Genomic DNA, 14151 nt, shown 5'->3' on the forward strand with positions numbered 1-14151 from the left:
AACTTCAGTCAAAAATTCAATCTATATTATTGATTAATAGTTGGAATTTTATTTTGATAAGAATCAATAATTTTACCCTGTAACAATAATAAAAATGTACCCCAGTGTAGCGTACAGCCATTCAGTCTCTCTAACCATTCTGAAGCTAATTTCATATCAAGATTAATTTTAGCATTATCTTCAAATACCATTGACTCCGGGCATATATTATCTTTAATATTTAACAATGTCTCAAAATATGCTCTTTCTGTTTCATCTGCCAGGTAAGTTACCTCATCTATAGGAAACATGTTCACCCAAAGAACCAATGCGTCCAGTACAGCTTGTAATGATTGTTGTATTTCTGCACAAATCTTATCTGTGTGTTGTTTTAAATTCTCAATTTCAGATTCGTTTAGCAAGAGGTCATCAAAATGGCGGAGATCGTGAAAGTGATCAACTAAAAATACTAGTCTGCCATAGCTTTCAGAAACTTTTAATACTTCACTAATTTCGGGATATAAAGCTGCCCAACTTTCAATTTTAAGTTTCTCTATAATATTTTCATCGATGCGCTTTGGAATGGTGTTAACCACCCCCTGCTTTTCAAATGGGTTATCAACAATCGTATAAAATCGTATTTCATACCAAAGATGATTCATGCTTTTTTCACGTACTGTTTGAATAATATAGATTTTAGGAAACCATAATTCCAACATCAGATATTTAAGACTGGTAGCTTCAGGTGTATCAATTATTTGTCGAAGCATCATATAAACTTCCCTATATCCGGTTAGTGACAAAAGAGGATTATCACTATCAATGATGAAAACAGGCTTTCCTCCTGTTGTACTATTGTTGATATATTGTACAGAAAATATATTGGATGTGGAAACTGCTTTACAAGCTTTGATAATCTTTTTTTCAAAATCGTCTTTTAGCTTAAGGATTCGCTTGAAAGAATGATCACCATTGGTACTGTCACTTAAGAAATCCTTCCAGAAAGTAGCTGTTACAAGTAAAGCATTGGTCTCTATTTGATTCACATGATTTGAGTCAACACTTCCAAAAGTGTCCTTATAATTCAAATTATAACTGCGCAGTTTTTTAATCGAATCAAATAAATTAACTTGGGATAAACGTTCTGTATTTTCGTTATGAATGTACCCTTTCTCGGTTTTTAATCTGGCTTTTGAGTAAATCGTCTCAGCAGACTGTTTCATAAAGGTTTCAAAGCTACCCTTAAAGCCAGAAAGGCTTTCAAAAAACTTTTCATACTTAGATATTAATTTTTTATTTATCTCAAGTTTTACATTTTCATCACTTGATTGATTTTTATCCGTACGATATATTCCCAATGGATCAGTGATTGATTGTGGTTCTAAAATACTTTCGGGCCACTCAAATAGTGCATTGTGCATAATAGGGACAATTGGCGTATATACATTCCTTTCTTTAAATAATTGTTTAAAAGCGTTGTTGTATTCATTGATTTTTTCCCGACCCAGCATTTCCCATTGATTTAGCAGGATACGATACTCATTCCAATCTGCCGGCCTGTTTTTATAATCATAGAGTTTTATTAAGCACGAATTTATGTTTACCCATTCTTCCAGATGCATATTTTCAATGGAAATGGTCTTGTGTGTAGCATCGTAATCCAGAGAAAGCTGCTTAAACCGATGTCCATGTCCTTGAGAGTTAAACTGTTTTTTATCCGGTAAAGCAGCTCTGACAATATCCAGTATGTTCACTGCAAAACCATTGGTAGACCTTTCAAAATCATATTTAATTATATCAATAACGAAGTGCACATTAACCTGATCTTCATTTATAGAGAAATGGATAATATCAAAATCTTTTTTTATTCTTTCAATAAAGTATTCTATGTATTCTTCCCTGATCATGTTTAGCTTTAGTGAATAAGAATACATTCCCAACATAAGCTTTGACAAACTTTTGCTATCCATTGTTTTGAATGCCGATTCAAAATGACTTTCTGAAATGTCCGGTACAGTCTCTTTATCATTAGGAATATTCCTTAGCCAAAATAACGCCTCTCCATATGACCTCCATTCAAAAGTACTATGTGGCACTATTTCCGGAAATGGAAGTTTATTGATTATCGAAATTGCTAAATTGAAAACATGCTGTTTTGGAAGTAACCTTTCATTAATGTCATCAATCATTTTCCTAAACTCATCATCTGCATTCACCAGATCAAGCATAGCATTTGTATCATAATTGTTTCCAAAACGGATGTCCACAAACATTACCCAGGCACCTTTAGTAATAACCTGGCATTCATCTATGATTGCCCGGTTTTGTTCAACATACTGATGAATACCTGCCCAAATAAATGCTTTAATAATCGCTATATATATTGACCAATTATTTACAGCGATTTGTTTGGATAGGTCAGAAATAAAAAATTCCGGTTCAAAAACTTCCTCATAAAATAATTGTAAGAGAAATAAATACAGATCCTCTTCTGCAATTACGGAAACACATTTATATGCATACTCACGTTTACTATTGGTAAACGAATCAAAAAGAATTTCAACTAATTTGGCAGACCTTACGATATGTAATCCCTGAATATATTTCCTGTCAGCCGATCTCTTAATTAAATATTCATTTTCTAATTTTTCAACTATAAATTGGTAATCAACATTTTCATCAAGTTTGGAAACATCAATCTTTGCCCCCAAAGAATCTGCAAGGCTAACGATTCTCAAAAACCCGATCTGTTTGTTACTATTGTAAGATCCTTCATTTACAATTTGCTGAACCTGGTGTTTTAATTTGTTATACAAAGAATTACCCTGAGTGATAGAGTAAACAAACTCTAACAAGGGGATATCTTCACCCATCTGTATCCAGGCTTCTTCAAAGTCGGTAAAATGATGAATCATACTTCTTTTGTTCAACCTGGAATAAATCATTTCTGCTTCGCTCATAGAAAGAAACAGATCGATTTCATGGTGTGAAAACTCTATACCAACAGTTGTTGCCCTGTACCAATCTTCATTTCTTATTGCTACCAAAAATTTTATATGACTAAAATGCGCCGATTCTTTTACAATCTGAAGCCAATCCGTTGCATTTGGCGTTACATTGATTACAAAAACAACGGGCATATCCAGTTTTTTACTGATGGCTGCAATAGCCTGAATGGATTGTTGAGAAATCACCGGATCCTGTTGAATTTTCAGCTCAAAAGAAAGCCAAACATTTATATAATGGTGAACATAGCTATATAGTAAAGCCGTTTTTCCTTGTCCGGACGCACCTTTAACAATAACTACATTGGTTTCTACTAAATGGTCTTTTATTTTTTCTAAATGCTCTTCCCTGCTTACATCGAGTCCGCATAAAATATGCTCATATCTTGTCAACGTTGCATTATAAAATTCTTTTTCTAAAAGCTCAATATTTACATTATCTGTAGAAACTTTGTGTAAAGGTTTTAAGACCAAACCATATTGTTCATGTAGGGCAATCCTTTCTGTAAGATAACTTGCAAAATCTTGAACTTTACTGTAAAAATCTTTTGCAGTAGTAGGTTGCTGTTTTTCAGCAATAAGTTGTAGCAAATTTAATAGATAGCCTATTGTTGGTATCGGGTCAATCTCCGGAAAATGTTTTTTCATCATTTTTTCCACTTCCTCTGCTATCGTTTCTTCTACAACCTCTTCAAATTGTATTTTAGATTTTACCAGTTTCCATTGTTCTTCAGAAATTTTATACTTTTTTAAAACAGCTTTTTCTTTTACAGAAACATCATTTGCATGTTGATTCCAGCTTGACAAGTCAGTGCTTACTTCACCATAAGAAACCAATACAGGAATTGCAGATATATACTTCTCCAAAAATCTTTTTACAAATGAAGTTTTCTTATCGGATAAAATATCTGATAAGGTAATGGTTTTTCCAAGGTTCTTTAACTGTATTGCATAAAGTAGTTCCCCTTGGTGATCTAATACATCCAAATCTTCCTCTCCTTCTAACCGGTAAATAAGATTGTTTTCAAGAGTAGACAAGATATAATGTAGTGAGTATAAAAATTGGGTTCTATAACCTCGTAAAGCTGATATGGCTGACATTTAATACTATTTTCTTAGTTATACAAATATACCAAAAACAAGTGCCTAATCAATTACGGAAATCCATAATCCACCCCTTCGTAGGGCACCGATATAAGGTAATTATAAGGTTTAGGAAAGAGTTCTACAGGACACAGCATATACTACTGATTTCTTCATATAAAGATGTTAACATTTAATTCCAAATAAATCAATCCAATTTAAACGTTAGTATTTCGTAAACTCTATATTTATGAAAACAGCCTATTTATATGTCCGTGTAAGCACAGACGAACAAAAAAGAAAAGGTTACTCTTTGCCTGAGCAGGAGGACAGATTATTGAAATATTGTAAATACAACAATATCGAAGTCAAAGGAATTTATCGTGAAGATTACTCTGCTAAGAATTTCAATCGACCTAAATGGAAGGAACTATTCTCCGAAATTAAAAAGAAGTCATCAGGAGAAGATAAAAATATATTATTTATTAAATGGGATCGATTCAGTCGTAATGTCGAGTATGCTTACGAAATGATTGGAAAACTTCGGAAGTACAAAACAACTGCAATGGCTATTGATCAGCCTATTGATTTCTCCGTACCGGAAAGCACAGTTATGCTGGCTGTATATTTAGCTGTTCCTGAAGCAGAAAACACCCGGAGAGCCCAAAATACTTTGAATGGTATTCGTCGAGCGAAGTTAATGGGCAGATATCCTAATAAAGCTCCCATAGGATTTATCAACGTAACATTAATTGATGGTAAAAAAGCAATTGTACCTAAAGAACCTGAAGCTGAAATTATAAAGTGGACATTCAACAAAGTTGCCCAGAATGACCATAAAATATCTGAAATTAATAGAATGGCCAATGATAAAGGTCTAATATGTTCGAGGTCACACTTTTTTAGAATTTTGCGCAATCCAATTTATTGTGGACTTATTGCAATCAAACTTAATTCTAATGAAAAACAGATGATAAAGGGTTTGCACGAACCATTGATTTCAGAGTCTTTATTTTATCAAGTACAATCTATTATTAATACAAAAAGAAAAATTACAGCTAAAAGAGATGATTTAAAAGAAATGTTTTTTCTCAGAGGTTTTTTGACTTGTCCCGTTTGTGGCCAAAAACTTACTGGAAGTTTTTCTAAAGGTAAGCAAAAAAGATATCCCTATTACCATTGCCAGGGCGGATGCAGTACTAGGATCGGAGCAATTCTGCTTAATGAATGTTATCAACGTAAACTTCAACAATTGGTACTATCAAATACGTCAATTGAATTATTTAATAAGGTTCTAGAAGATCATAATATTAGAACTCAAAAGGCAAGTTATTTGTACGCTCAACAGATATTAGGTAGGAAAATAAAAGAGGAAAGATTAACTCTATCCCAAGGTAGGAAATTGTTTATAGCCGGAATATTTAAGATCGATGATTATTATGAATTAAAAAAGGAAAGTCAACTTAACACAAAAAATATAAAGAAAGAAGATCGGGATATTAATCTTAAATTAAGAATAATCGATAAAATGAATCAAATGGAAGATAAAATATTTGTTGATCTATTTCAAAAATTTTCAGAGTTTGATATTTCGGATAAGAAGCATCTTGTAAATCTTTTTCCTCCCATCAACATTGATTATAAAACTGGAGATCTTTCTTTAGATTTAAATCCAGCATTCTCAAAAATATTGTCAAAAAAAAGGAATAGAAAAAACAATAAGAAAAATGAATTACATTGATAGAAATGTTTCAGTAGAACAAGCAATTATTATTTTGGCCAAAAATGGAGTTCAGGTAAATGATAAGGAAGCTAAAATTATATTAGAACTACTATATCTAATAGCGAAAAACTACAATAAATCAGAAGTGAGAAAAAGCTCTAACCTTAAAGAGATTTCGAACACTTAACAATTGTAGACTAAAAGCCTATTGTGGCACTCTCAGCCTGCTTATTTCAAACAGACTAAATATTTTACGTTTAAAATATCGAACACAAAACATCAAATTTTAAAAATCTGATAAAGAGATATTTATGAATAAAAAAAAGAGACAACTAATAAATTGTTGTCTCCTTAAGTGACCGCAGAAGGATTCGAACCCTCACTGTCGGAGCCGAAATCCGAAGTTCTATCCATTAAACTATGCAGCCTATTCCAGGTAGCAGATTGTAGGATTTAGGTAACAGGCACTGAGCCTTTTCACATTTATCCTTCTACCTTTAGAAAGTAATTTTCACCCCTCCCAGAATCTGTGCACCCAGGACTTTATAGCCTTTGTACGTCTGGTATTTTGAGCTCAGAAGATTATTTCCGAGTGCGAAAATACTGAAATTTTTGTGAATTTTATACTCTGCAGAAAGATTTAAATCAGCATAACCACCAACTTTATCGTTTGTATTTTCTGTAGACTGGAAAATTACATTCGGAGCTCCTACCCCTTCGATTGCATAAGAATTTGTAGTTCTGTCACTTGCAAAGATTCCTTTGAAACCTAACAATAACTTTTTGTCAAGCATAGTATATTTTGCCCCGATGCTCGCATTGAACAATGGAACATTATAAATGTTGTCGTAATTCTTAAGATCGTACTTTGTAAATCTTAATTCTCCATCTAAAATAAGGTTAGCCAATGGGAAATACTGCACGCTACCTTTGATATCACTTACATTTCCATCGTCATATACTGCAGAGAATGTATTGGCAAAATTGTAGGCAGAACGGTTAACAGAGGTATTGTCAAAAAGACCGTTGGCTTTAAAGAACATAATATCTCTCATTTTTCCGTACCCTGCAGAGAAGTCGTATTTCAACGTTTCATCAATATCTCCTCTCAATCCTACATAAAAATGATATTTCGTCTCTGTAGGCTTTAAAAACTGGTCAGAAAGGATGAATGGATTCGTCTGTAGCATATCCCCGTAAGTATTAAGCTTTAAACCTCCGTCTACCCCTCCGTAGAATTTAAATTCTTTGGCAGCCGCAAACTGAAACTCTGCCTGTGGGAACCAATACGTTTTATTGTTTTTCTGCTGAGAAACAAGTTCTGCTGAGTTTTTAGCATTCAGGAAAGAGAATGAAGAACCTAAGGTTAAATAAGAATCCCCTTTTCTGAACGTCACTTTCGGAGTCAGGCTGGTATTGAAGAAATTGGAAGAATTTTTATCCCTGATCGCAAAATCGGTCTTCACCGCATCCAATCCTACTCCAAGATCAGCATTCAGGTTGATTCCTGATTTCCCTAATTCCACCGCATGTTTGGAGAAATTGGCAAGTATGGAAACCTGGTTTTCCTGAGCATCAAAATGATCTTTAAGGAAAGAAGATTTTACCCTTACATCATTTAAAATTTCGTTGGAATAAAAATCATAGTAACCGTTTACTTTAAACTGATTGACTTTCTGCTTCAGATCCAGTTCACCCGTTGGCTGCATGGCATAAATACCGTAGTAATTATAGCTGTCTAAACCATATTCCGCATTGATATTGAATTTTCCTTTTTCTCCATAAGAGTTTAAGAAAGCTCCGATATTCGCTGAAGTCTGTCCGGATTTCCAGTCGTAATCTTTTTTAAGACCATTGGTGGAAAGTACATGAACATCTGCTCCTACTTCAAACTTATTTTCAAGGGTTTTTGAAACGTTTCCGTCTACCAGCACTTTCCCGTAATTACCCATTCCGAACTGGAAGTAATTATTCTGAGCCGTTCCGTCAAATTTCGGAGCAACATCTTCCCCCTGAATGGTTGACGTTTTGAAGTCTGAAACAGCAGGAACATCTGTGATGGTATACTTCACAGGGGTTTGCGATTTCTCTTCCGGCGGATAATTTTTAATGGTTTCCACAGAAGTTTTCTTCTTCTCGATCTTCTTCACTTCCGGCTCTCTCTTTTTGTTAAGAACCAGTTTTTCCTCCTTGATCTGGGAAAACGCCACTGACGAAATTCCTAAAAATAATATGGATAATATTTGAATCTTCTTGTTCATATTTTCTTTATTTGAAAAAAATATATAACGGGTTTTATTTATTGGAAGCAATATAATTGCCTAATAAAGCTTTCCCTGACTGTTTTGAAAAAGTTCTCCCTAGTCTGAATATATTAAACAGCCAAAGGCTTTGATAAACTTGTAATTTGTATTGATAATTTTTTGTTGTGCTGTTCTCTGCTACATCATAACTGTAAGAAATATCGTAAGGAAATCCTGAAGGCAATAATCCCACTGTAAGCATACTTCCAATCATTGGGTTTCCACAAGGAGGAGTATAGGTTTTCATCGGATGCAGTGTTATTTTAGCTGCATGGGTACTGTCTTCTACAATTTCATAAATATCTGAATGTTTTAAAATGTCAAATTCTTCCTTAAGATCCTTATTCACTACAAAAGCTTTTTGCTTCTTGAAATCAGCTTTTGCGTGGTTATACTCTTTAGGATATGCACTGTACGATGGAATGCAGCTCCAAAGAGAAGCAGAAATTAAAAAAGAATATGTGGCAATTTTAAACACCTTCATGTCCTATTTCTTAATCTGTTTTTTAACTTCTTTAGCCTCAGCAACAATTTCAGGGAAATCCTTATAATTGGTAATGATCTGGTCACATGTATAACTTGCCTGATAGTTATCCTTCAGACCGATATAGTTTTTCGCCATCAATACCAAGGCCTTCGCTCCCCAGAATTCTTCTGATGCATAGTTATTGGCAAGCTTAAAGATCGTCTCATTAGAAGATTTGAAAGCCTTTCCTTTATTCTGATAATACGCTTTAGCATACAAAGCTTCCGCAGCTACTGAAGTGTTGGATGATTTCTCAAGAGAAACATAAGCCGCCTGAGCATCTTTATCTTTTCCTGAGTTCATCAGACTTCTTGCTTTGATCACTTTTGCCGTTTCAATTACCGCTGCTGAGTTTTTAGAATTAGCGATTACTGCATTGGCCAATTTTTCAGCTTCAGAGAAGTTATTTTCTTCAGCATACAGTTTCATCAGCTCCACATTTGCATAGTTTTTAATGCTGATATTGGAAGAGTTTTTAATGCCTTCAAGATACTTTTTCGCTTCTGCAGTATTGCCTTGTGCAATAAAGATTTGAGCTAAACGAGTTTGTGCGTCATCCTGGTAATCATTCTGAATTCCAGCTACTTCCTGAAGAACAAGTAAAGCTTTAGTTGAATTACTAGTCTGGTAATAACTTTCTCCTAATTCATACTTCGCCTGATACAATCCTTCCCCTGTTGGATTCTGTGTCAGATACTTTTCGTAGTAAGAAATTGCATTTTTATAATCTTTCTTCGCGAAATATTGTTTACCGGTAGAAAGGTTGATTTCATCAATTTCTGCAGCATCTACATTCACTCCAATATTTCTTGCAAAACTTTCATATCCTGAAACATCTCCGTTTTTCGTAAAGATAGGTTTTGCTGCCTGAACAACCTTTTGAGCATAGGCTGTATTTTTATACTGCTCACCCAAAGATTTCAGTTCAGAAAGTGCTTTATCGTTTTGATTCTGATCAATATAATTCTGCGCTCTGTAAATAGAGGCATTGGCGATCAGGTCTTTGTCCGAAGATCCTTTAATTACTTTTCCGAAATAATCATTGGAATTGGCAAAATCATCCTGAGCAGCATAGGCTGTTCCTATTTCATATTGAGCATCGTCATAATATTCGGAATCCGGATATTTTGATAAAAGGTTTTTAAGGTTGGTAATCTTCGCCTGTGTATCTCCTTTAAATCCTAAAGCCATGGCTTTTTGGTACAACGTATAATCCGTAGCATCTTCATTTTTATCATAGATGGCAATGGCTTCATTCAGGTCATTATTCGCATAATGAATATCTGCAAGACGAAGTTCTGCATCATTTTTAAATTCCGGCTTCGGATTGGTAAGATATTGTTTGAAATACGTTGATGCCTGATCAAATTTCTTAGATTTAAAATAAGCATATCCTAAATCATAAGGCAACTGTTGTTTCTCAGGGAAGTTTTCGGTAAGGAGTTTCTCGTAACGAACAATGGCAGACGGATAATTCCCTTTCTGGTAATACACCTGTGCCAGCCAGTATAAAGCCCGGCTGTTGAATTCCTTATTAATATTGAAACCAAGACTTCTTAAGAAATATTTCTCAGCTTCGTCATAGTTTCCTTTGTTGAACTCTTCAGTTCCCAATAAATAAGAAACTTCCTGATCTACCTTATTGATTTCAGGCGTTGAGCTCTGCAATCTGTCAATAGCGTTCAGCGTTTCTTTATAGTTTCCGGAATACAGATAGGATTTCACCAATAAAGATCTCATTTCCGTAGCGTTAGCTCCATTCTGATTATCATTGATATAACTTTGGATTACCGCAGAAGGGCTTTCAAACGGGTTACCGATATCATAACTTAGTTTAGCATACTGCTCATGTGCCAGCTTTTTCACTTTCGCATCATAATCCATCTGATAAGAAGAACGGAATGCTGAAAGAGCTTCCTGCTTTTTATCTACTGCCAGGTAAGCATTTCCTAGCTGGTAGTAAGCATTTTGAGCTAACGCAGAATTACTGTTCAGAAGCTGGTTGTAATAGGAAACTGCTTCATCATATTTTTTCAGCTGTGCAGCCACAAATCCCATCTCATACAAATCGTTTTCAGACGGATTCTGCTGTACGCTGAGATAATCTTTCAAATGCGGATAGGCAGAGGTGTAATCATTCTTCATGAAGTAACTCTCCCCGATGATCTTATGAACTTCCGCTTTATAAGAATCTGAAATATTTTCGTTTAACAGAGCATTTCCTTCTGTAATTGCCTGATCGTAGTTCTTATCATTATAATACATCTGTACATAATAAGGACGTACCAGCTTAGAGAATTTATCCTGATCTTTTACAGAATCAAAATATTGGAAAGCTTTATCATTCTGTCTGTTGCTGTAATATAAATGCCCGAGCATATAAGCGATATCTCCTTTTTGAGACTGATCTGCTGTTTTATAAGCTTCTTCCAGAGCATCAATGGCGCCTTTAGAATCACCCGTCATGAATTTGGCATAACCAAGCTTCAGAATATACTGGGTATTTTCTTCTTTTGAAAGCTGATACTGATTCACTTTTTTCAAAGTTTCCAGTGCTTTGTCAAAGTCTTTTTTTGCCAAGTAATAATCTGCCAAAGGAAGATTAGCCTGCGCAAAATAAGCAGAATTCGGATATTCTTTCATGAAAGCGGTTAATCCTTCTTCAGCATGATTTTTCTGAAGAATCACACCAATTACATTATCAAAAAACTGCGCACCTTCTTTTTTCGAACGGGACAAATTCTGATTATAGAAGTATTGTCTTGCATATTCGTATTGAGAAGCGTTGTATATTTTAGTTTGATAAAGATTTTCGGCTAGATTAAACCTGTAATTTTCTTTCTGGGTAAAATATTGAGACTGTTGAGCATCGGAGATTCCGAAATAAATTACTGCAGCCGCTAAGAGTATTTTTTTTGATTTCATTCTTCTTGATATAAGAAAATTAGTCTAAATAAGTTAACGAAAATATTAAAAACTTATTGTTTAAGCAAGTTTTAACAGCGTTAATGGTTGTTAATATTCATTCCATAACAATGAAAATTTTCTCACTGCACAATGATAAAAATTACTACTTTCGTCTGATAAAATGTAAACAATTTTAATAAATAGTTATCAAAAACCTATTTTGACCGGATACTTTTTTGAACAGCAGCGAAAAACATACCATAAACAAACTATATATGAAATTTAAGATACTTTTAGCATTAATTTTTGTAAACCTCCTGCAGGCGCAAAAATTTCACTTTCCAAAGGCAGCTGTCACAGACTCTGTTATATTGGAAAAACAGATGCCGGGACTTGCTCAGCAAGTGATTCCCCAACTTCAATCTGCCAAATACAAACCGGAAAATACAGTGGATCTTATGGACAATCTTTTCCGTTTACAGATGGTGGCACAGGATTATAAAAATTCGTTAGTTTCTCTTTCCGAAAACCGTAATCTTTTTGCCGATCACAATATGGGAGGATACAGATATATAGGATTCGAACTGTACAGCATGGCTAAGATGACCCAAAAAGAAAGTAACACTTCTTTTTCCGGTGCACTCCAGAAAGTATTCAATCAAAAATATGAAAGCCTTCCGGAAAAACTGATTCCCAGACTTATCCTTGCCCTTGACGGAGATGTAAGAGAATCCAGAAAACAATTGAACAAACTACTGGATAAACAAAAAGACAAAGACAGCATTGATTACAGAACGGCTCTTGCATTATGCAAAAGCTACCTGAGTTATAAAACCTATTCTGGTATCAAACCTCAGGTGATGCAGCTGCTGGATTCAAAAAATAAAGAAAGATTTATTACTGAAACCAGAGATTTAAAATTAAAAAATGGAAATACCTTAACGATTACCATTGTTCGAAAAAAAGATAATAGCTCTCCGCTTCCTGTTATTCTTACTAGCAATATCTATGCTGGACCCATTGATGATTTCTTTGGAAAGAGGGCTGCTACTTATAATTACGTAGGTGCTGTTGTTAATACCCGAGGTAAGAGAAACAGTAATAATGTGAACAATCCTTTTGAGCATGAATCTGAAGACATTTACGAAGTGATCGATTGGGTAAGCAAACAACCGTGGAGCAACGGAAAGGTAGGAATGATTGGAGGAAGTTATTTGGGCTTCAGCCAATGGGCAGCAGTAAAAAAACTGCATCCTGCATTAAAAACCATTGTGCCTCAGGTTGCAGTAGGAATCGGGATCGATTATCCGGCTCAGAATAATATCTTCATGAGTTATATGTTGCAATGGATACAGTATGTAACCAATAACAAATTTACCGATGAAAAGGATTTTGCCAACGCCATAAAATGGGATTCTATCAATACAAAATGGTACAAAAGCGGGAAATCATTCAGATCTTTAGATACAATAAGCGGTAAGCCAAGCAAAATATTCCAACGATGGCTGGATCATCCGGGATATGATCAGTACTGGCAGAAAATGGTTCCTTACAAAGAGGATTTTTCTAACATCAATATTCCTATTCTAACGACAACAGGATATTATGATGATGATCAGATAGGGGCACTCTATTATTTCAAGCAACATCATCAGTACAATAAAAATGCAAACCATTATCTTGTCATTGGCCCTTACAATCATGGAGGAGCACAAAGTTTCGGATTTACTTACGTGAATGGCAATCCTATTGATCCGGTAGCCAGAATAAGCATTGATGATCTTGCCTTTTCATGGTTTGATTATATTCTAAAAGGCGGAAAAAAGCCGGAAATATTAAAAGACAGAATCAATTTTCAGGTGATGAATACCAATACCTGGAAGCATGTAGCTGATCTTGATAAAATGCATACTTCTTCTTTGAAATTTTATCTTCAGGACAAAAAAAATACATCTTCGGTATTCAATAAACCTGAGACTCAGAATTTCACTCAACAAACGGTTGATTTTAAAAACAGGGATCAGAAAGACACCTATTACAAAGTCAGCAAAAAAGACAGTATAAAAATAACGAATTCTATCACTTTTGAAAGTGAAGTATTGGATAAAGATATGATCATCAGTGGAAACCTTTCAGGGATTTTCAATGTTTCCATCAATAAAAAAGATTTTGATACGGATACTTATCTGTATCAGATTTCTCCGGATGGAAAATCTTCGTTATTATCCACTCATATCGTGAGAGCCAGCTATGCAAAGAATAATGAAAAACGACAGCTTCTGGAGCCCAATACAACAGAACAGATTCCTATCAGCAATTCCTATTTTATGAGCAAAAGGATAGAAAAAGGAAGCAAGCTCCTGCTATTAGTCGGGGTTAATAAAAATCCTAACTGGCAGATCAATTATGGATCCGGTAAAGATGTAAGTGATGAAACGATAAAGGATTCCGGGGAACCGCTGGAGATAAAATGGTACAATGACAGCTACGTGGAAATCCCTGTTTATAATGATTAAAGCCTTTTGTCTGAGCAAATTTCAGCAGACTTTATATGAAAAAATTCTTATTTTAGTCAGCTAAAAAAAATAACCAATTGAGTAATCAATGATCAAGACCTTATTTTAA

7 protein-coding genes and 1 tRNA gene are annotated in these 14151 nt (G+C 34.6%); 3 read left to right on the top strand and 5 right to left on the bottom strand.

What is annotated here, in order from left to right; translation table 11 throughout:
- Positions 1-26: 26 nt before the first annotated feature.
- Positions 27-4085, bottom strand: a complete 4059-nt coding sequence (locus tag CQ022_RS05945; protein WP_105681897.1) for a hypothetical protein — start codon at positions 4083-4085, stop codon at positions 27-29.
- Between the two features lie 232 nt (positions 4086-4317).
- Between CQ022_RS05945 and CQ022_RS05950 the strand changes: the two genes are divergently transcribed.
- The gene (locus tag CQ022_RS05950) at positions 4318-5808 is read left to right on the top strand and encodes a recombinase family protein (protein WP_105681896.1); all 1491 of its coding nucleotides are present in this window, start codon (positions 4318-4320) and stop codon (positions 5806-5808) included.
- Positions 5795-5977: a PTS sugar transporter subunit IIBC gene (locus tag CQ022_RS05955; protein WP_105681895.1), complete on the top strand. Its 183-nt coding sequence runs from the start codon at positions 5795-5797 to the stop codon at positions 5975-5977. The genes CQ022_RS05950 and CQ022_RS05955 overlap by 14 nt, the downstream gene beginning before the upstream one ends.
- 169 nt (positions 5978-6146) lie before the next feature.
- Here the strand turns inward: CQ022_RS05955 and CQ022_RS05960 are convergent.
- The 4 genes from CQ022_RS05960 to CQ022_RS05975 all read right to left on the bottom strand — a co-directional run bounded on the left by CQ022_RS05960 (position 6147) and on the right by CQ022_RS05975 (position 11544).
- Positions 6147-6218 (bottom strand) — tRNA-Arg (locus tag CQ022_RS05960).
- Positions 6219-6287: 69 nt separating this feature from the next.
- The gene (locus CQ022_RS05965) at positions 6288-8051 is read right to left on the bottom strand and encodes a TonB-dependent receptor (protein ID WP_105682752.1); all 1764 of its coding nucleotides are present in this window, start codon (positions 8049-8051) and stop codon (positions 6288-6290) included.
- A 34-nt stretch (positions 8052-8085) separates the two neighbouring features.
- Positions 8086-8577, bottom strand: a complete 492-nt coding sequence (locus CQ022_RS05970; RefSeq protein ID WP_105681894.1) for a hypothetical protein — start codon at positions 8575-8577, stop codon at positions 8086-8088.
- A gap of 3 nt (positions 8578-8580) precedes the next feature.
- Complete coding sequence (locus CQ022_RS05975; protein WP_105681893.1) at positions 8581-11544, bottom strand: tetratricopeptide repeat protein; 2964 nt, start codon at positions 11542-11544, stop codon at positions 8581-8583.
- A 257-nt stretch (positions 11545-11801) separates the two neighbouring features.
- On the opposite strand from CQ022_RS05975, the gene CQ022_RS05980 reads away from it, so the two are divergent.
- On the top strand, positions 11802-14042 hold the full coding sequence (locus CQ022_RS05980; protein ID WP_105681892.1) for a CocE/NonD family hydrolase: 2241 nt from the start codon (positions 11802-11804) through the stop codon (positions 14040-14042).
- Positions 14043-14151: the final 109 nt, after the last annotated feature.

The organism is Chryseobacterium culicis, assembly GCF_002979755.1.
GTDB classification, from domain to species: domain Bacteria; phylum Bacteroidota; class Bacteroidia; order Flavobacteriales; family Weeksellaceae; genus Chryseobacterium; species Chryseobacterium culicis_A.